This is a genomic window from Bacillus sp. WC2503, from assembly GCF_052682895.1.
In genome coordinates this window covers 1217739-1236892 of sequence record NZ_JBQYMD010000001.1, presented here as the reverse complement: position 1 = coordinate 1236892, position 19154 = coordinate 1217739, and the positions used below count along the sequence as shown (strand labels likewise).

Genomic DNA, 19154 nt, shown 5'->3' with positions numbered 1-19154 from the left:
TTTTTATATGTTAGCGATATACCCCTACTCTTTTCTCCAATAAATCTTGCAAGCAATCTTCATGTTGTTTACAAAATAACGGAGGCATTTTGTCTAATGGGAAAAATTTTAAATCTAACGTCTCATCACCGTCTATTTTTTTATTCCCTCCAACTATTGAGCATGAAAAGCACATCACAATTGTCTGTGCTTTATCTCCATTTGGATATGTTTGAAAATATTTTGTATACACTCCAATAAGCTCATGTATTTTTACATCATACCCAGTTTCTTCTTTTATTTCTCGAATCGCAGTTTCCGCAGCCGACTCTCCTATCTCCATTGCGCCACCTGGAAAGCCCCAAGCATTAAAGTCTCCTCTTTTTTGCAGTAATACTTCTCCCTCTTTATTAAATACAAAACCACCCGCAAAGTTTAAGAAAACATAATCATGTCCTACTTTTTCACGTAATTCTTTTATATAATCGGCCATTCCCTTTCCCCTTTTCATACGTCTTCCATCGTTATCTCACTATTTGCCAGGCAGTAAGATCCCCACCTCAAAATGTAGCGGAAGCAAAGAAATTAGGTGGGATATCAACTGCTCGTAAAAGCCTTCGCTTTATTTCTTATTTATTTCTAGCAATTCAATAATTCGATCTAGCTTCTGATTCATATTGATAACATGTTGTTTTTTTGCAGCGCTACTTTGCAATAATCTTCTAATAAACAAAGTAAATGATAGGAAAAACAAAACGATAAGTCCGATTACTAAACAAGTATATATCAATATAAAAATATTACTTCCGAACAAATCCATTTAAATTCCACATCCTTCCTTTTTATTTTATCACACAATTCTGTTTTTAAAAACGATACATAATAAAAAGAGCACCTTTTACAGATGCTCTTCTTCATTACTTAATACGTAAATGTAATTGTCGCTAATGAATAACCTGCCATTGCACTATATGGTGCTACTTGATAAGATACACGCTTTGCACCTTTTGGCCAATTTATTTCATTTAATACTTTCTTTATATCTTGCATTGTTCCATCCATGGACTGCTTATATCGTACTTCTACCTTCTCTGGTTTACTAGCAAATTGTTGCTGCAACTTTTGCTTAAATTCATTATAATTTTCCGCTCCATATTGTGCAGATAAGTATTGTAAATTTGTTTCTTTTAACATTTGCTCATATACGACGGTTTTTGAACTACCAGCTTTTATTTTGTTTGTTAACTCACCAAAGTAACTTGTAGTTGCCGCTGGATATTTACTACGATCCCAGTCGTGGTCTTTACTTAATTGTTCGTCAGACATATTAAAATATGAATATGTTACACGTCCAGCTTTATCTGGTACTGGATCATCGAATGTAGTATCAAGGTGGTACCATTTGTTTTCAATGTTCACTAAATTCCAAGCATGAGCTTGTCCATTTCCTGTACCAGTTACAATATGATTTTGAATACCTGCTTCTTTTAGTAATTCATATGTTAATAATGTATACCCTTGGCAAACAGCAGAACGGTTCGCTAACGCTTCATATGCTGTATACGCTTGATAAGAAGTGTCGTATGATACATGTTTCACAACATAATCATGAATAGCTTTTACTTTTTCATGCGCATCCATTCCTGGCTTTACAATTGAACTTATAATTGCTTTCGCCTGAGATTTTACATATTGTGTTTGCTCTTTTGATTCACGGTATTTCACTTGTAGTGTAAACGAATAGTTCCCTGGCATCCCTTTAATAGAATATCTAGTAGAGGCTACATTATATTTTACATACTCATCAGCATCTACGATTTTATTAAACTCGCCGTACAATTGGTCCATAATCTTTCTAGCATCTCTATCTTTTGTTTTATATGTGATTGTAATATTTTCTTCACGATTATCAATCTGTTTTTTTAGTTCTTTTCTGAAATCATCTAATAACTTTGCATCTGATTGTGTCGTCACTACAGTTGGATTCGTAGCTGCATAAGATACAGTTGACGATTGTAAGCCTCCCATTACAATCGTTGAACAAAGTGCGGCAGCTGTCATATACTTACTTGTCTTTCCCATCTTGTCACTCCTTATATTCTATAACTATACGAAAAAGTATCGTATAGTTTCAGAGTATACAATACTTTTCAAAATAGGTCATATGAGATTATGCATATTAATTAATTCACATAAAAAAGGTTACTCTTTTAAAAAGAGCAACCTTTTTTATTAACAAGTTTGTAACACACAGCATGTATTTTCAAAACGTCGATTTTTCAAATCTTCATTACCAATACAGAAATATAGCATTCCTAACTCTCCCCAAACCATATTACAATTTTTATGATCTGAATCGATTTGGAATAAAAGCGTCATTTGCTGTGGATCTATCCCCATATATTCTCCTGTCTCATGTAGTACTTCCTCTTGTACAGAGAATGGCTCACCAAACATTTGATGGTTATCGTAGTTATCTGGGATTAGTTCTTCAAGTAATTGCAAGAAACGATCTGAATCGGCCTCATCTTCAATGAAAAGTTCTGGTAATTTATACGTCAGTTCAAAAGTAATTGCGCATTGATTATATTTCGCTTGCGTTTCATCCGCTCTTCGTAATTGCTCTACTGGAACATCATAATAAAGTACGCGCCCAGCTTCCATTGGATTCACATCTTCTTCAAAGTAATTTTCAATGCTAAAGAAATATAACATTCCTGCCTTAGGTAGATTGTGATTCATACGAACGTTTTGTAAATCATTTAGATTAAATTGCGCGATAAAATGTAACGGATTTCCTTTATACATTGGATATTCAAATGTATCCGGTAAATCAGGAGCTCCCCCCATTTTTGAACTACCAATCGCAACCGTTTCTTGCTGCTCAGGCACAACTTTTACACAAGGAAATACAGTATTAATAAGTTCCTCTTTTAAATGTGTCAGTCCATATTTATCAATTAACACTTCAATTTTGTTATCCATATATTCTCCTTACATCTCTATACTTATTTGTATCATAGCACAAAGATTATACTCCATATATCACAAAATCAACAAGCCTTCCAAAAAACGGGCTTATCCCTCATACGCGAACAAGTTTAAAAAAGCATAGTATACATTGTTCCTACAAACACGATAGTTCTTTATTCCTTCCAGTACATTTTCCCTTCGTTCATTTTCATTTTTAATTTAAGGAGGAATTCCACATGGGTTACGGATATAGTTGCGGCGGTTACGGTTACGGCGGTAGTTGTGGTGGATGTGGTTATGGAGGTTTCGCTTTATTAATCGTTTTATTTATCCTTCTAATCATCATCGGAGCTAGCTGTTGGGGCGGCTTTGTAGGCTGCTAGTAAACTTAAAAACTATTGTAAAAAAGCACGTATATTACGTGCTTTTTTTACATTTTCATTTTTAGAAAGGAAGTATGTGCAATGAAAATTGATGGTGTTTTTGAAGGAGGCGGTGTGCGTGGAATTGCACATGTAGGGGCAATTTGCGCGTTAGCTGAAAAAGGGTATGAATGGGAGCGTGTAGCTGGAACATCGGCTGGTGCTATTATTGCAGCTCTTTTAGCTGCTGGCTATTCTTGTTCAGAATTAAAAACAATTATAACTGATATTGATTATAACAAATTTATGAAGAAAACTTTCCTTGATAGAATCCCGTTTATCGGTAAAGGAATAAGTGCATGGTCTACTCTAGGTATTTATTCCAATGTATTTATAGAAGAATGGCTTGAAGAATTACTACGAAAAAAAGGAATTCACTTATTTACAGATTTACCTGATTTAAACAAACTTAAAATTATTGCTTCTGATATAAGCAACGGTAAAATGGTTGTCTTTCCCGATGACTTGCCAAACTACGGATTTTTAAATTATCGCTTCTCGATTGCTAAGGCAGTAAGAATGAGTAGTACCATTCCTTTCTTCTTTGAACCAGTAAAATGGAGAACACCAAAATGGAAACAACCTTGTTATATGGTTGATGGTGGGATTTTAAGCAATTATCCCATTTGGATTTTTGACTCCCCTACCTCACCTCGCTGGCCAACTTTTGGATTTCATTTTGTAAAAAATGAAATTCAAGCTGATCCCGCCCATTATAAAGAGCCCATTTCCATGTTCAAAGGACTATTTAAAACAATGATGCAAGCTCATGATTTACGGCATTTAGATAAAGAATCAAAAGCAAGAACAATTACAATTCCTACAGGGACGATTACAAGTACAAATTTTGAATTAACGAAAGAGGAAAAAGAATGGCTTTACAATTCTGGTTATAACTCCGCAAATAAGTTTTTACAATCTTGGAACTTCAGACAATATGTTGATGAATATAGAAATGGAAATCAACATCGCAAAACCAATCGATTTTTCCGTCAGCTTGACTCATAATATTATTATTTTCATACGAGATTTCTTGACGCTTTAATAATAAATAAGCCTAGTAATTTCATATATTACTAGGCTTATTTACCAACTACGTACCCCACACATTGCTTACGGATAAGTTAACCCTTTCGCTTCTTCCGCGGTAATTACTATGTAACGATTTCCCGTTCTTAATCCTAGCAGTTCTGCTTTTTCGACTGCGTCCTGCTTCGTCTCTGCATAAGCAGCTAAATATTTATCTCCATCGATAATTTGGCAAATTACATATTGTTTCATTACTTTCTCCTTTTACATTTTAATTAGTTGTGCAAGTTTTTTTATACCTATTTCAATTTCTTCTAACGTTGCATATGAATACGATAGTCGCAAAAATTGGTTTGCACTTCTATCATACAAAGTACCTGGATTTAATATAATCTTTTCTTGTAAAGCTTTGTCAAATAAGCTACGATTCGAAACGGGTACATTCATATGTAACCAAATATAAAAACCACCTGTCGGTTCATACCATGTTGCTATTTCACGACAATATTTCTCTAACATATGTAACATAAAATCTCTACGTTTCTTCAATTCATTTCTTACAAACTGTAAATGTTCATCATATAATCCATTTGTAAACCATTCTGCTGCAATTTGCTGGGATATAGAACTCGAACCATAATCTGTTTGCATTTTTATATCTGCCAACCTTTGAATTACTGATTCAGGTCCAACAATCCATCCAATTCTTAAACCTGGACTAATCACTTTAGACATACTCCCGATATATAGTACAATTCCGTTTTTATCATATGCTTTTAAAGGCTTTGAAACAGGCTCATCAAACCATAAGTCTTGATACACTGCGTCCTCTATAATAGGCAATCCAATTTCATTACATATCTCCATTACTTCTTTCCGCTTCTCTGCATTCATACTAAAGTTCGTCGGATTATGAAAAGACGGAATTGTATATAAAATAGATGCGTTAAATTGCTTCTTATATTTCGCAATATATGATGCATTTAATCCATTCTCATCCATTGGTATTCCAATTAAACGCATTCCTGCTGATTGAAAAACATTAAGCGAATATAAATAGGATGGTTTTTCTAGTAAAATCGATGCCCCTTTCGGAAGAAGCCCCATAGAAATAAGTTGCAACGCTTGAATTGCTCCTGAAACAATTAAAATAGAATTAGGAGATACATATACACCATGCCCTTTTAAGTAGCCCGCAATTTTCTCCCTTAAATAGAGATTTCCTTTCGGCTCTTCATACCCAAGTGGCACGTTTGATTGCAACAGCTTATTCATTATTAGTTTCATCTTTTTTTCAGGTAAGAGACTCGGCGCGAGTTCACCTGTTCCTAAACGAATTACATGCGGATAAAATTCAGCTTGATTAATATCTTGAATAGCAGGAAGGTTCGGATAATGAAGCCCTGTTTCTACATAAGACTGCCAATTAGGAGGCGGAGCATATGTTGAAGTGTTCTCATTATTATTTACAACAATCGTTCCCTTTCGGCCATTTCCCTCAATGTACCCTTTTACTGCTAGTTCATCGAAAGCCATTACAATTGTACTTCGATTCACACCAAATGTATGTGCCAAATCTCTTTGTGAAGGTAACTTTGTTCCAACAGTCCATTCTCCATTAACGATTCTTTCTTTTATATACGTTTCTATTTGTTTATACAAAGGAGACGCTAAAGACATATCAGGCTTCCAAACTAACCTTTCCATCATACATATCACCTTACATTCTTTTTGGTTGGTGACCTCCCCAACCATATGGATGGATACAAATTTTCATTTCTTCTATACAATATACACTATCATAATGAATTAAAGTAGGAGGTAATATAATGAGTGAAGCGATTATTCACGGTATCATCCTTGCATTTGGCCTTATCATTCCATTAGGTGTCCAAAATGTTTTCGTATTTAACCAAGGTGCGAGCCAACCTAATATTTGGAGGGCAGCCCCTGTAGTATTAACTGCTTCTCTATGTGATACGTTACTAATATTAATTGCAGTACAGGGTGTATCCCTTGTACTCCTTACTTTTTCTTGGCTAACGACGACATTATATACGATTGGATTTATCTTTCTCATATATATGGGCTTCGTTATTTGGAGAAGTAAGCCTTCCAAAGATGTAAAACAAGAAAAAAGCATGCCTTTAAAAAAACAAATTATTTTCGCTGTATCGGTTTCGTTATTAAATCCACATGCGATTTTAGATACGATCGGTGTAATTGGGACAAATTCTATTCAATATATAGGAAGGGAAAAATGGGCTTTTACATCTGCAACGATTATCATTTCTTGGATTTGGTTTATTAGCTTAGCTTTAGCTGGAAAGTTTTTAAAGAGGCTAGACTCAACTGGAAAGGCAATCGTATTATTAAACAAAATTTCAGGACTCGTCATATGGGGAGTCGCACTTTATATGTTAAAACAAGTTATTTTCCCTAACTAAATTAATAGGATTGCACGCTAATTATAGGCCATGCAATCCTATTTCAAATTATGCAGTCGGTTCTGGATTCTGTTTTATTGCCTTTTCATCTTTTGCTGGTTTAATCCAAATCATTGCTATAACGGCACCAATAACAGCGAAAATACTTGTCAAATAAAACACTTCATGGTCCGACCCTTTCATAAAAAATGAATATAGGGGTGGTCCAGCTGCTACACCGATAAATCGCATCGAACTATAAAATGACGTAACCGTGCCTCTCTGCTCCTTTTCAATCCCTTGTGTAATTAGGGCATCTAAACATGGGAGTGCCATACCAATTCCTACTCCCATAATAACGAGACATAGAAGTAGTAAATAGATCCCTTTTATAAATAAAGGGATTATAACTGATGTCGCAGCCAGTAAAAAGCCAATATAAATACACTTCTTCATAACATTTTGATTATCTCCAATTTTTTTACCAGCCATATATGAACTAATCGATAATACAAGCAAAGGAATAGCAAGTACACACCCTTTCCATATACCATGAATGTCATACTTTGACTCCAGTATAGTAGACAAATAAAAGAGAATTCCGAATAAAATAAGCATTATAATTGCACCTAGTGCAAAAATGGCAATTAACCATCTTCCCTTTTCTCGAAACGTAGAGATAATAGCTTGAATAAACTCTCTTAGTGGTGGTACTTCTCCTTCTTGTTTTTTTGCTTTTACTAGTACCAGTAATAAAACAATCGATACTACACATAAAACTGGAATCGCCCAAAATGGTAAGAACCATACAATGGCAGCTAGAGCAGATCCTAAAATAGGGCTGAGTACTTTTCCAAATGTATTTGATGTCTCAATGATTCCTAAACCTGCGCTAACCTGTTTTTCATCTTTGTATAAATCACCAACACACGGTATAACAACTGGCATTGCACCAGCAGCACCAATACCTTGAATCGCTCTACCGATAAGTATCCAAACGTAGGGATTATCAACTTTCCATGATACCCAACCAGTTACCGCTCCTCCGATAGCCGCAATCAGTAAACTCGGAACCATTACCATCTTCCGTCCCCATCTATCTGATAAATAACCAGCAATCGGTATAAGTAAAATTGCAACTATGGAGTAAATTGTAATAATCATGGATACTTGAAACGATGAAATATGTAATTTCTTTTCGATAGTCGGCAGTATTGGAATGAGCATTGAATTCCCTAATGTCATAACAAGTGGAACTGATGCAAGCGCAATTAAACAACAGTTTTCTTTTTTTAACATGTTGACTTCGGAACCTTTCATCATATATTTCTTACCATATAATAGCCCTGGTGGAACGTAATTTTTCATTCCACCAGGGCTATTACATCTTTACTACTTCCCATTCATAACGAAAGAAATTGGGTAAAATATAGTATTATTCCTATTGTTTGAATCCAGTTCGCTATATATCCATACCAATTAATTGAAAAAAAAAGAAAGGAAGAATCCTTCCTTTCTCCTATAACCTTCTACATTTAGCGAGTATATCCGCCACCAAGTTGTTGTTCTGCCATCGCTACAAGGCGTTTCGTGATTTCACCACCTACAGAACCGTTTGCACGTGAAGAAGTTTCAGCTCCAAGTTGTACACCAAACTCTTGTGCAATTTCATATTTCATTTGATCTAGAGCCGCTTGTGCTCCATGTGATGCTAATTGATTAGAATTACGATTTCTAGCCATTACCAATCACCTCCTTGATATATATATAAATTGTGCCAAATTCGAATTTAAATACATGGTAATTTTTGGTTATTTTTAACTATAAAAAAAGAGACTCTAAATAGAGACTCTTTTATCATTTTATATTACGAAGTTACTACCTCTAATCTTCTATCTGTTAATACTTTCATTTCTTCTTTTAATATATCTTTCGCGTTGTGTCCAAACCATTCTAGCGAAGCAAAATAGTCCGTATCTCGCACTTCCCGAATGATATCATCATAATTTACAATACCTTCAAATAATGGAACCATACCAATACGACTTCCCGCTGCGGCATATACATTATTAGGTTCAAATACATGTAAATAATCCGCTGACGATATATTCTTAAAATGGTAATGTTGTATCCACGGTCTTAGTCGATGAAAACTGTCTATTGGATCTGCACCAGACTCCCATATATGAAGAAAATCAAGGTTTATTTTCAAATTCGGATGGTCTACTTCTTCTAATAATTCCAAAGTAGACGGCAACGTGTCCGTTAACGTATTTGGATGTGTTTCTAAAAGTACATACATATCATGCTGAGCAAATAAATCACAAATCTTGTGAATTCTCTTTACATACTCTTGTCTCTCTTGTTTCGAGAAGTCTACACTCCCTTTTTGTCCGGCAAACGTACGAATTTTATTCGTATTAAACCAATTTGCTAACATTACGAGTTGTTCACATTTCCCCATCGTTTTTTCAAAATCTGCTGATAATGATATGTCTAAATAATCACTTATCATCGTAATTTCTAAGTTTTTATCCTTTAAAAAATTCAACTCTCGTTCTGTCGTTTCACGCTCTTGCACATACAAATTTTGTGCATGAGTTCCCCACAATTCAATTCCTTCAAAACCGTTTTCATATGCAAATTGAACAATATCAGTAAATGAAATTAATTGATGACGAAATGAAATGGTACATAGCGAATATTTCATAACTTTAAACTCCCCTATCTTAAATTCAGTTAGCTTTTTAAAGAGTTACGACAGACTGATTTGTTTTCATACCTTTCCATGATAGAAACTGTCTCTCTAATTCCTTCTTAATTTGCAGTTCAATTGCATTCATTTCATCCAGTTTTTCAATAATCGATACGAGCATACCCTTATTATTCGTCATTGCCATTTTAATTGCACGATACTGTACATTTGTAAATCCTTGTACAATATCCTCTACCCGATCACACCAATAATCAAACTCCTCTTCCGAGTATTGTAACGTTTCACGGAAGTATGCAAAGGCATGTTCATAACTATATTTACGAATTGCAAGTACTGGTATTTGTTTTACTGCTACTACAAGCTTAGAGAGCGAATACCCCTCTTCCTCATTTGCCATTTTTATAATTAAATTTTTTAATTCCATAGTCAGTTCATTATCATACTTTTTGAATGTCTCAGTGAAATAATTAGCTACCATTTCTTGCGTCGGCTCCTGAATCGCCTCTACATCAATGAAATAACCACCACCGAATGGATTATCTTGAACAGAGTGAATCACTTTTTCTCTTTCCATATTCCCTTCCCAACGAAAATCAGGATCTAACATGAACCATTCTTCTTCTTTCTCTGTCTTCGATATCATTAAATAATGCGGAAATGGTTTTTGGTGAAACTTATTTTCCCTCTCTGGTAATAAAGACATATCCACCATTACAATTACATAACGATTTTCCGGCTTATTTTCTACTAATTCTAAAAATGTTTCTACATTTCTATCTTTATCTTTTGCATGATCATACCATTCGTTCACTTTAATACCATACAGTTTTTCATACCAAAGTAAATAATTATCATGGTTAATGTTTTCGGAGTGATACGAAATAATTCCGCCTTCTGTTATATCAAAGTCTCCATCCCATAGTCCAAAATAAAATGGACGAAAATCTATATCACCACGTCTTTTTATAATTTCACAAAAACAGCTCACTAAACAGTGCACTTTAATTGAAGTCATACTCTCATCCACTTTCTCCAAGGTTAGTTATTCACATTTGATTCTTGTAACGGCTGTAACTCTTCCATAAAATCAAGTAAAGATCCTACAGTAAGAAACGCCTTTGGATCTACCTCATCCTCTGGGACACATAACTTCAAATCCATTTCTATGTATACGATAAGCTGCAACATCATTACCGAATCTATATATAAATCTTGATTTAAACGCATTGTTTCTTCTAAATGCGTTACATTTCTCAGTTCCATTTTTTCTGTCATAATTTTCAGCACTGCACTCTTTAACGTTTCACGTCTCATGTTGTAACCTCTCCCATCTCTAGTAACTTTCTACTTACTTTTCCAGTTTTATTTTTCGGAATTTCAGTTACACTTTCAATTTCATACGGAACTTTATAAGACGGTAAGTGCTGAATACACCATTCTCTTATTTGTACTGGGTCAATATGAGAGATTACTTTCGCTTTTACGATTTCTCCCATCACTGGATGTTTCCCTCGGTATACAATGGCTTCTTGAATACCTTCTAATCGAAGCATCGTTTCTTCCACCTCTATAGGAAACACTTTTAACCCTGAAACATTGATTACATCATCCATACGCCCCATAAAGTGAAGGCCACGCTCAGATTCATACCCTAAATCTTTCGTATAAATTTCCTTTCCAGCAATTTTCACTACGATTTCTTCAGGCTCATTTTCATCTGATCCTATGTTTATACTTACATGTGGAAGTGGTTTTCCTAAATCTAAATGACTCTCCATATCATGACATATACTAATACAACCAGCTTCAGAACATCCATATTGCTGCATCATGTACGTTGTCATTTCATTTAGTTTATAAAATAATGTTTCGGGCAAAGGTGATCCGGATGTCATAATTTTATGAAACTGGAACGTTCCTAGTGGAAAACTCCCCATAATATGTAGCATCAATGGTACTGCATATATGATATGTTTTTCTGTATTGCGAATAATATTTAATGCGAATTTAGGGTTTTTATTCGTAATAATTATAGGCTTACTTCCTCTTGTAATAGAAGATAACGTACCACATATTAATCCGTACGAATGTGAAACAGGAGCCATAACAATCGGTACTTCATCTTCTTCACAATTTAAAGCTTCATTATAAGCAACGATTTCAGTATCAACTTCCGTCCATGATCTGCAAATCAATTTCGGTTCTCCCGTGGTTCCTGAGCTATATTGCAATAAAGAAGGCTCTTGTAGTAATGAATTCACTACTTCTAATTTTGTAAATTCGCTACATTCTCCATATAAAAGTCCCGTACAATTTGCACGCCTTGCCATTTTAATAGCCGTATCTTTTGGTGTATCTTCATGTATAAGAAGTACAGATGATTTCTTTTCTTTTAAGAAAAACACAAGTGTAATAATATCAAATGGATCTTTCAGACAAAGTGCAAATCTATTTCCTTTTGCTGCTTGAAATTGTTCCATTTCCTCGTAAACTTGTAATCTCGATTCAAAATCATTTTTACTATACTCTTGTTTATTAACGATTAGCATAATTTCCCCCTGTAACAAATGATTTTTGTATGTTAAGTTGCTTTGCACTATACAATGGATTTGGAACTTCATGAACAAGCGATTCTACATCCAAATATAAACGACGCTTCGTTAATTGCTCCGCATAGAAAGTAGCTGTGTATAATTGAATGGATTCAAATCTCTCTTTCAAATGTGGATATTTTCTAAAATGATTTTCAATTTCTTCGACAATCAGCATCCAAAAACGTTCTTCTTTCCATTCATATTCATCCGCAAGTATGAAAGCTAACTCTCCTAGATTAAATAAGAAAAGTGCATCTAAAACCATCTCTTGCAAACATTCGATGCGATCCATTTCAAAGAAATCATTCATTTTTCCGTTCACATACGTTTTATGCATTTTTGTAAACTCAGGGCATTTGTCAATTTCTTTCAAGTATGGACGATAAAACTCAAGTCCTTCATGAAAGTCCTTTAATGCAACCCGGACAGGTAGCCCTTCTTTATGGACTAAAATCATATTTTGACCGTGTGATTCTAATGCGATCCCGTGCTCTACAACAAGATGTAAAACCGGTATTATCGCTTTTTGAATAAGTACTTGCAGCCAATTTTCTATTCCATATTTGTTTAACCATGCGTCAATAATTGGTGTACTATCTTTCTTTTTTGCATATAAGCCATTAAAGGGAACTGCATCCTCTTGTTTATCTACATATTTGTGAACGCTTTCACGCCAAATACATCCTAATGAACCATATGTAGCTTTCTTATTCGTATCATACGTTACGCTCGAGAATTCCTTTAATAAAATCAAGCGCGATTCATCCCTTAAATAAGGATCCTGACTTACGACATCACTTAACCAATTTGATATAGCTGGTGCACTCACAACCGAATGTGGTTTCAACGTACGGATAGTTGAAGTATTAAGTAAATTCATCGATAACTTAACATACGGCTTCTTTGGATTCGTCATATTTCTTAATGTTCTCATTGACTGTTGGGCGCAGTAATCATCCGATGATTCCCCTAAATAAATCACATATTTCCCCTGTATATGATCAGCATAATTAGGAATAATAAAGTTCTCCCACTGCCAAGGGTGGACTGGGATAAACAAATACTGTTTTGGATTACATCCCATATTTTGAATACGATTTATATATTCTTCTATTCTCTGCACACCAATTTCTTCTGTTAAAGTATTGCTATAAATCATTTCATTTTCATAACCTACAGTCGCATATTTCTTATGTGCTGCAATCCAGATGAGTTTTATTGGCTTCATGAATTCATATCCATATTGAAAATTGTCACGATATTGAAATCCAATGCGCGCTTTATAGCTAGGATGATACGGGTGACCGTCTATTAAATGGCTTTCAAACTCATCGTAAGATTTTCGAGTATATTCCTCCCTTTTATTTCTTTCATATTGTGCAATCGTGTCTTTAAATATTGTTTGTTCTAATTCGTGAATAAAAGAATCTAATCTAGTTCGTTCTACGTTAACAACCCGAAAAACTTCTTCTAAAAATTGCGACACAGATTGTATTTCTTGTTGTTCATCTTGCACTCGTATTAGTAACGAGTCTACAGCAATACGTCCAAATGTCATCCTTTCTCTTCCGTGGCATTGGTACGAAACATTTTTATTTTCTTCATCAAGTCCTTGTATAATAAAAAGAATTTGTTCTTCCTTCTCTACACGAACTGGCGTTATAATCCCCTCATAAATTAACGATTCTACTAACTGACGTAACACCCTTCTTCGCACTGAAATGTATTCTTCTGATTCAAGTGCCTTCAATATTTTCGTGTGATACATATCCACTTTCATAAACTCCTCCACTTATGACGAAATACCAAATTCCATTATTTGTATTACGTGAAATTTTAACGCTATTTATGAACGAACAGCCACTTCTCTAACGAGTGGATTATGCACTTGCACATAAATTGCTTGCTCTAATGGATTTGTTAATTCATCGACATCGAAAAATCTCGTTAATAAATTTGCTTTACATGCCAACTTATCCTCTTCCAACAATTCTCTTAAAAATGTAGAAGGTTCACGGTTATATGGAAGGAATGATTCCAATACAGACCTTAATTCAGAAAGTAGAATTTCCTCCTTAATTAATCCTGCCGTACCAAAACCGTTAATAAGTCCAAACATATGATTAAAAATTAAATAGTAACGAAACCTTTCATCTACAATATAATCGTCATATAAATTCCCAGTACGTTCTCCAATACCAGATAACTCATTATTAAGCATCTCTTTCATTGAATTACAGAAATAAAATCCTTGATTATCACGGAAATAATATTTTACTGGATAACCATCCTTCAACTGTACAACACTATTTTGTTGATGAGCTTCTAATGCAACTCCATACTGTAAATACATCCATACCATCGGCTTTAAAGAAATATTTACATACCGTCTAAACCACTCTAAACTTACTTCTTCACAGCTTCTATTTTCTAACTCTGCTATATGATGAATTATATTCGATAAACGAGTGCGCTCTCCAGGAATAGCATCTTGAACTAGTCCAGCAATTAATGTAGCATCATTTGCATGTTCACTATAGAAAGGGTTCTCGCGAATAATTACTTCAAATCCAGATTCTTGTGTTCCATAATTTAATGTAATAAAGGCTGGATCACAAATAAAATCAAAGCCTGGAAATCTTTCTCGTACTTCACCAATAGCCGTATTTAACATTTCCTTCCCTTCAAGGCCACTCTCAAGTTCTTTCAACTTATTAATGCGCATTGAATTTGTTACTTTCACTGGAAAGGAAAACTTAAGCATATATTTCGAATGAGGATGATATAGCGTCCTAAGTGATGATGTTGCCATATAACACTTACCTACTGGACCAATATATTCAAGCACTCCTTGATTTATCCACTCTTGTACATAAGGTTGATGTAATAACCATTCAGCCTGAAGCGGATGAATTGGAATTAATGAATATTCATCTTCCTTACAGTACTTCTCTATAAATTCCTCATTTACCATCTCATCTTTACTTAATTCTTCTTTTATAATCGTTGTTGTAGAATCTAATAATAATGATTTTTCATTTACTATACTTTTATGTGCGCGAAAATAATGAAGCTGGCATTCTCCTTTTAATTCTGGAGAATACATTGCACTTTTCCAATCCAATATACCTTGTCTACTCTTTGGGGTAGGATGAGTTAAATGCCCAAATAATAAAGATTGCTCCGCCTCTATAAAAGTTGTATGGAAACCATATAATGCAGATGTATCTTCTGCTCTCTCTTTTGTAAATTCTTCAATATTTTGACAACTACAAATAACTCGAAGCATAAGCTCAGCAGGATTAGTTCCTTCTCCATAGTTGATAGACATCTCTTTTATTAAAAATGTAATAACTGTAACATAATCTGCTTTTATAACAGTTTTAGTTTCTCCAATTTGATAATAAAACTGTTCTCCAAACAAATGGCGATCTGTTGCTGATTTATATATAACTTCTCCATACAAAGTAACATTCTGTGCCGATAGCCGACAACATAAATATGTGGGGACTACATTTCTATTTAACGTATTACTGAAGATACTTTCCATTCTTTCATCCTCTGTAATCCATTCCCCACTCCCTGTTTCTCTTAAATAACAGTTTAAAAAACTTTGTATTGTTGCATGTTCTGCGATTTGTTTCGCATGCTGCATACTGGTCCTCCTCTTTATATTAACGCTATCGAAATTTTATAAAACAACCAATGATTGAATATCATTATCAATTATGATTCTAATTGATTGTTATTATCAATTCAAGAGTATATTTCAGAATTTTTTTATCTGACAAAATTTTTTTCCTTTTCTATCATTTATTTCATCTAATTAAAGATACAATAGAAAAATTTTTACTCTCAAGTTAACTATTCATTATTTTTCACATTACTCGTTATTAATCGATTGAACAGAGTTAAACAAAAAGGTATACCAATTAAAGGTATACCTTTTAAAAACATAAAGTTTACATAATAATATTATTTATATTCCTCCAGCAATACGCTGTTTCTTCTACCTGTACTCTCTCTAAAAATTTCGTATCAATTTTTTCAGGATTATATTTTTCATAAAACTTTTTAGCGGGATTATTAGTAACGACCCAAACTAAAAGAGATTGCATACCATTTTTTATACATTCCGACAGTAACACTTGAAATAATTTTTGTCCTATTTTCATTCCTTGATACTGTTGTAACAGATAAATCGCATATAATTCCCCATCACAATTATATGTACCGCTTCTTTCAACTCCCCCATCAATGAATCCGATTATTTTTCCATTTAACGTTTCTGCTACAAATCTGAATTGGTAATTATCTTCTTTTTGAAAAATATTCTCCCACTGCTTTTTTCTTTGTTCAAATGTTACATTTTCTAAAATTTCGTTTTCGAATATCCCGGTATACGTTGTTTTCCAGCTTTCCACATGTATTTTTGCTATTGCTGCAATATCCGATTTTGTCGCCCTTCTAATGTGTATCTCCACCATTCTCATCCCCTTTAGAGAATAATTATAGCAAACTGTTTTTTTTACGCGTAAAAAAAGAGTGAATTTTCATCACCCTTTTTTATCTACTTTCAACTTCAACTGAAACAACTCGATCAATCTCTTTTAGTGAACTATATAACTCAGTTGTATATAAATCTTCTGGAGCTAAAATAACCATCTCCAATTGCTGAAATGCACCACTATCAATATCTTTAATTTTCACTCGTTTTACATGCATGCCTAATTTTTTAATTTGCTTAAATATACCATCTAATTCTTGGTGCTCTTTTACAGTAATTTTTATAGATAAGTCCTTTTGTCTTAATGAATACGGGCCTGCAATTTTCACAAGGTGAGGCAGTACGTTAATCGCTAAAATAATTAAAATCATGGCAACGGTCGCTTGTAAATAAAACCCTGCTCCAATTGCTATACCTAAAGCTGAAGCAGCCCACACCATAGAAGCTGTCGTTAATCCAGAAATAACGTCATTACTTCTTCGTAAAATGACACCTGCCCCAAGGAAACCGATTCCGCTCACAATTTGAGCAGCAAGACGCATTGGATCCATATTTGTATGACCTGGAACAGAATATACATGAACTGATTCAATTGAAACCATCGTAATTAAACAACTTGCTACAGAAATAACCATACTTGTTTTCACACCAAGCGGTTTATTCTTTAGCTGCCTATCTATCCCGATGAATAATCCTAAAAAGAGCGCTAAACCTAATTTGAGTAAAAATTCATATGACATGTTTCATTCTCCTTACTTTACAATGTTTCCCTTCGAATAATTCACTATAACTCTTTTATGATATCTATTCCAGTCTTTTCTATTCATTTAACGATAAAAGCCGAAAAAACATTTTTACATGTTTTTTCGGCTTTATATTCCGATTAAGAACTTTCTTTATTTCTGTTCTTTAATCTTAATCTGCGCATCTTTATAAAATGCTAATTTACTGTCATTATACTCTTTTGTATAATTGTTAAACTGCTCTTTCGACTTTTGTGCATCTCCATTTAACTCATTAAAAGTTTTAACTTTCTCACCAATCTCTTTTAATTTCGTTTCTTTTACCTTTAATTGTTCGTACAGTTCTTTTTCAGTCGCTAACGCCTTCGTGTAGTTTTCATTCATCTTTTGGAATGCATCGTAACGTTTTTTATACGACTCTTCAACTGCCTTTGCTTGCTTTTGCACTTTCTTATCTTCAAGTTTTTCTATATTACTTTGAACGGATTTCGTTTCCTTCTGCGCTTTTTCTAGCATTTCTTTTTCATTTTTCAATACTTTTTCACGGTCAGCTACATTTGCAGTCGCTTGTTCTATCTTTTTCATAACTGCGTCATTATGATCTTTACCTTCTTGTAAAATTTGAGAATATAGTTCTTGACCTTGCTTCTCTAAATCCTCTAATTTTTTCGCTTCATCAACTAAAGACTTTTCTTGTGTCGCTGCTGTTTCAAAAGCTGTATATAAATTTTCTTCTGGCTTTTCACCGAAACAACCTGTTAATACCCCTACTGATAACGCTCCAACTAATGCTACTTTTCCATACTTCAACATTCATTCCTCCATTACATACGGTTATCATGCCAGAAGTTCACTGGGAAGTGACTTTCTTCATGATAAGCTTCAAACTCATAACCCTTTTCTTTTAACCCCTTTAAAATTGCTGGCACAGCAGCGACTGATTGCGGGTGAATATCATGCATTAAAATTACTTCTTGTGGTTTTGTTGCATTTGTTAATACGTTTTGAGCAATTTGCGCTGCAGCTGCATCAACTTGCATTTTATTATATTTCCAATCTAATGAATCAATTGTCCAATCCCAAACTTTAAAACCGCCTTCTACCACTTTATTTCGAAGACCTTCATTTAATCCAGGCATCGAACCATATGGTGGACGTGTTAATTTAGGTGATTTTCCAATAATATTAGCAATTAAGCTTTGGTCTTCTTTCATCTCATTTACATATTCACCATTTTTATATAACTTTGCAAAATTATGTGTCATACTATGCATACCTACATAATGTCCCTCTGCATTTTCACGTTTCACTAAATCCGGAAACTCTTTTACATTCGCTCCAATTAAAAAGAATGTCGCCTTCGCATCATGCTGTTTTAACGTATTTAATAATTCAGCCGTATATTTGCCTGGTCCATCATCAAATGTAAGATAAGCAACTTTTCTTTCTTTTCCATTAAAACGACTTGGTGCCGTTTTATTCAATTCAACTTTTGATTGTTCACTTGCAAGCTGTACTACATTTTCTTGTTTTGCAACAGCCTTTGCTGGTGAAGTAATTGATTGAAACATAAAATACCCAATAGCTACTGCTGCAACCGCTATTAAAACGACTACTACTCGTTTCATATTAAAAGCTTTTTCCATTCTATCGAATTCCTCTCCCTATTAATCTTATATATAAATCACCCAATGTAATTATACATCTATTTATTTTATTGCACGATATAAAGTGAAACTTTAATCAGTGGGGAGTATTCATCCCC

21 protein-coding genes are annotated in these 19154 nt (G+C 34.1%); 3 read left to right on the top strand and 18 right to left on the bottom strand.

Features of this window, described 5'->3' with window-relative positions:
- Positions 1-10 precede the first annotated feature (10 nt).
- From ACUN26_RS06480 to ACUN26_RS06465, 4 genes are all read right to left on the bottom strand, one after another.
- On the bottom strand, positions 11-472 hold the full coding sequence (locus ACUN26_RS06480; protein ID WP_000796419.1) for an NUDIX hydrolase: 462 nt from the start codon (positions 470-472) through the stop codon (positions 11-13).
- A 129-nt stretch (positions 473-601) separates the two neighbouring features.
- Positions 602-799 (bottom strand): DUF4083 domain-containing protein, encoded by a 198-nt coding sequence (locus ACUN26_RS06475; RefSeq protein ID WP_000362892.1) that lies wholly within the window; start codon positions 797-799, stop codon positions 602-604.
- Positions 800-900: 101 nt separating this feature from the next.
- The gene (locus ACUN26_RS06470; protein ID WP_000520819.1) at positions 901-2061 is read right to left on the bottom strand and encodes a transglutaminase domain-containing protein; all 1161 of its coding nucleotides are present in this window, start codon (positions 2059-2061) and stop codon (positions 901-903) included.
- A 150-nt stretch (positions 2062-2211) separates the two neighbouring features.
- On the bottom strand, positions 2212-2964 hold the full coding sequence (locus tag ACUN26_RS06465) for a YwqG family protein (RefSeq protein WP_000368922.1): 753 nt from the start codon (positions 2962-2964) through the stop codon (positions 2212-2214).
- A gap of 224 nt (positions 2965-3188) precedes the next feature.
- On the opposite strand from ACUN26_RS06465, the gene ACUN26_RS06460 reads away from it, so the two are divergent.
- Together ACUN26_RS06460 and ACUN26_RS06455 are read left to right on the top strand one after the other, a co-directional pair.
- Positions 3189-3335, top strand: coding sequence for a YjcZ family sporulation protein (locus ACUN26_RS06460; protein WP_000540425.1), 147 nt, complete (start codon positions 3189-3191; stop codon positions 3333-3335).
- Positions 3336-3416: 81 nt separating this feature from the next.
- On the top strand, positions 3417-4382 hold the full coding sequence (locus tag ACUN26_RS06455; protein WP_000686787.1) for a patatin-like phospholipase family protein: 966 nt from the start codon (positions 3417-3419) through the stop codon (positions 4380-4382).
- Positions 4383-4487: 105 nt separating this feature from the next.
- Here ACUN26_RS06455 and ACUN26_RS06450 read toward each other — a convergent pair whose 3' ends face one another.
- Both ACUN26_RS06450 and ACUN26_RS06445 read right to left on the bottom strand, forming a co-directional pair.
- Entirely contained in the window at positions 4488-4655 is a 168-nt protein-coding gene (locus ACUN26_RS06450; protein ID WP_000816372.1) for a DUF3933 family protein, read from the bottom strand.
- 12 nt (positions 4656-4667) lie between these two features.
- Positions 4668-6113 carry an aminotransferase-like domain-containing protein gene (locus tag ACUN26_RS06445; RefSeq protein ID WP_002038489.1) on the bottom strand — a complete coding sequence of 482 codons (1446 nt, stop codon included), beginning with the start codon at positions 6111-6113 and terminating at the stop codon, positions 4668-4670.
- Positions 6114-6232: 119 nt separating this feature from the next.
- Between ACUN26_RS06445 and ACUN26_RS06440 the strand changes: the two genes are divergently transcribed.
- On the top strand, positions 6233-6850 hold the full coding sequence (locus tag ACUN26_RS06440; RefSeq protein WP_001287313.1) for a LysE/ArgO family amino acid transporter: 618 nt from the start codon (positions 6233-6235) through the stop codon (positions 6848-6850).
- Positions 6851-6898: 48 nt separating this feature from the next.
- Here ACUN26_RS06440 and ACUN26_RS06435 read toward each other — a convergent pair whose 3' ends face one another.
- The 12 genes from ACUN26_RS06435 to ACUN26_RS06380 form a co-directional block, all read right to left on the bottom strand.
- Positions 6899-8128 carry an MFS transporter gene (locus tag ACUN26_RS06435; RefSeq protein WP_033657374.1) on the bottom strand — a complete coding sequence of 410 codons (1230 nt, stop codon included), beginning with the start codon at positions 8126-8128 and terminating at the stop codon, positions 6899-6901.
- A gap of 236 nt (positions 8129-8364) precedes the next feature.
- On the bottom strand, positions 8365-8571 hold the full coding sequence (locus ACUN26_RS06430) for an alpha/beta-type small acid-soluble spore protein (protein ID WP_000113546.1): 207 nt from the start codon (positions 8569-8571) through the stop codon (positions 8365-8367).
- Between the two features lie 125 nt (positions 8572-8696).
- Positions 8697-9539, bottom strand: coding sequence for a sugar phosphate isomerase/epimerase family protein (locus tag ACUN26_RS06425; protein WP_000877704.1), 843 nt, complete (start codon positions 9537-9539; stop codon positions 8697-8699).
- A gap of 37 nt (positions 9540-9576) precedes the next feature.
- A complete protein-coding gene (locus tag ACUN26_RS06420; RefSeq protein WP_000200694.1) occupies positions 9577-10560 on the bottom strand; it encodes a DUF6005 family protein in 984 nt (327 codons plus the stop codon).
- A 23-nt stretch (positions 10561-10583) separates the two neighbouring features.
- Positions 10584-10859, bottom strand: a complete 276-nt coding sequence (asbD, locus tag ACUN26_RS06415) for a petrobactin biosynthesis protein AsbD (RefSeq protein WP_001250763.1) — start codon at positions 10857-10859, stop codon at positions 10584-10586.
- Positions 10856-12094 carry an AMP-binding protein gene (locus tag ACUN26_RS06410; RefSeq protein ID WP_000909555.1) on the bottom strand — a complete coding sequence of 413 codons (1239 nt, stop codon included), beginning with the start codon at positions 12092-12094 and terminating at the stop codon, positions 10856-10858. Before ACUN26_RS06410 ends, asbD begins: the two co-directional genes overlap by 4 nt.
- Positions 12081-13919: an IucA/IucC family protein gene (locus ACUN26_RS06405; protein ID WP_000861775.1), complete on the bottom strand. Its 1839-nt coding sequence runs from the start codon at positions 13917-13919 to the stop codon at positions 12081-12083. The genes ACUN26_RS06410 and ACUN26_RS06405 overlap by 14 nt, the downstream gene beginning before the upstream one ends.
- A 66-nt stretch (positions 13920-13985) precedes the next feature.
- Positions 13986-15794 carry an IucA/IucC family protein gene (locus ACUN26_RS06400; protein ID WP_001163329.1) on the bottom strand — a complete coding sequence of 603 codons (1809 nt, stop codon included), beginning with the start codon at positions 15792-15794 and terminating at the stop codon, positions 13986-13988.
- A gap of 307 nt (positions 15795-16101) precedes the next feature.
- On the bottom strand, positions 16102-16626 hold the full coding sequence (locus ACUN26_RS06395; RefSeq protein WP_000229281.1) for a GNAT family N-acetyltransferase: 525 nt from the start codon (positions 16624-16626) through the stop codon (positions 16102-16104).
- A gap of 79 nt (positions 16627-16705) precedes the next feature.
- A complete protein-coding gene (locus ACUN26_RS06390; RefSeq protein WP_000119504.1) occupies positions 16706-17386 on the bottom strand; it encodes an MgtC/SapB family protein in 681 nt (226 codons plus the stop codon).
- Positions 17387-17542: 156 nt separating this feature from the next.
- Complete coding sequence (locus ACUN26_RS06385; protein ID WP_033657376.1) at positions 17543-18199, bottom strand: YkyA family protein; 657 nt, start codon at positions 18197-18199, stop codon at positions 17543-17545.
- A 14-nt stretch (positions 18200-18213) separates the two neighbouring features.
- Entirely contained in the window at positions 18214-19035 is an 822-nt protein-coding gene (locus ACUN26_RS06380) for a peptidoglycan-N-acetylglucosamine deacetylase (protein WP_000409398.1), read from the bottom strand.
- Positions 19036-19154: the final 119 nt, after the last annotated feature.

Bases quoted from the DNA above. Each gene is read 5' to 3' on its own strand.
- ACUN26_RS06480 (WP_000796419.1), bottom strand. From the start codon at position 472: ATGGCCGATTATATAAAAGAATTACGTGAAAAAGTAGGACATGATTAT.
- ACUN26_RS06475 (WP_000362892.1), bottom strand. From the start codon at position 799: ATGGATTTGTTCGGAAGTAATATTTTTATATTGATATATACTTGTTTA.
- ACUN26_RS06470 (WP_000520819.1), bottom strand. From the start codon at position 2,061: ATGGGAAAGACAAGTAAGTATATGACAGCTGCCGCACTTTGTTCAACG.
- ACUN26_RS06465 (WP_000368922.1), bottom strand. From the start codon at position 2,964: ATGGATAACAAAATTGAAGTGTTAATTGATAAATATGGACTGACACAT.
- ACUN26_RS06460 (WP_000540425.1), top strand. From the start codon at position 3,189: ATGGGTTACGGATATAGTTGCGGCGGTTACGGTTACGGCGGTAGTTGT.
- ACUN26_RS06455 (WP_000686787.1), top strand. From the start codon at position 3,417: ATGAAAATTGATGGTGTTTTTGAAGGAGGCGGTGTGCGTGGAATTGCA.
- ACUN26_RS06450 (WP_000816372.1), bottom strand. From the start codon at position 4,655: ATGAAACAATATGTAATTTGCCAAATTATCGATGGAGATAAATATTTA.
- ACUN26_RS06445 (WP_002038489.1), bottom strand. From the start codon at position 6,113: ATGATGGAAAGGTTAGTTTGGAAGCCTGATATGTCTTTAGCGTCTCCT.
- ACUN26_RS06440 (WP_001287313.1), top strand. From the start codon at position 6,233: ATGAGTGAAGCGATTATTCACGGTATCATCCTTGCATTTGGCCTTATC.
- ACUN26_RS06435 (WP_033657374.1), bottom strand. From the start codon at position 8,128: ATGTTAAAAAAAGAAAACTGTTGTTTAATTGCGCTTGCATCAGTTCCA.
- ACUN26_RS06430 (WP_000113546.1), bottom strand. From the start codon at position 8,571: ATGGCTAGAAATCGTAATTCTAATCAATTAGCATCACATGGAGCACAA.
- ACUN26_RS06425 (WP_000877704.1), bottom strand. From the start codon at position 9,539: ATGAAATATTCGCTATGTACCATTTCATTTCGTCATCAATTAATTTCA.
- ACUN26_RS06420 (WP_000200694.1), bottom strand. From the start codon at position 10,560: ATGACTTCAATTAAAGTGCACTGTTTAGTGAGCTGTTTTTGTGAAATT.
- asbD (WP_001250763.1), bottom strand. From the start codon at position 10,859: ATGAGACGTGAAACGTTAAAGAGTGCAGTGCTGAAAATTATGACAGAA.
- ACUN26_RS06410 (WP_000909555.1), bottom strand. From the start codon at position 12,094: ATGCTAATCGTTAATAAACAAGAGTATAGTAAAAATGATTTTGAATCG.
- ACUN26_RS06405 (WP_000861775.1), bottom strand. From the start codon at position 13,919: ATGAAAGTGGATATGTATCACACGAAAATATTGAAGGCACTTGAATCA.
- ACUN26_RS06400 (WP_001163329.1), bottom strand. From the start codon at position 15,794: ATGCAGCATGCGAAACAAATCGCAGAACATGCAACAATACAAAGTTTT.
- ACUN26_RS06395 (WP_000229281.1), bottom strand. From the start codon at position 16,626: ATGGTGGAGATACACATTAGAAGGGCGACAAAATCGGATATTGCAGCA.
- ACUN26_RS06390 (WP_000119504.1), bottom strand. From the start codon at position 17,386: ATGTCATATGAATTTTTACTCAAATTAGGTTTAGCGCTCTTTTTAGGA.
- ACUN26_RS06380 (WP_000409398.1), bottom strand. From the start codon at position 19,035: ATGGAAAAAGCTTTTAATATGAAACGAGTAGTAGTCGTTTTAATAGCG.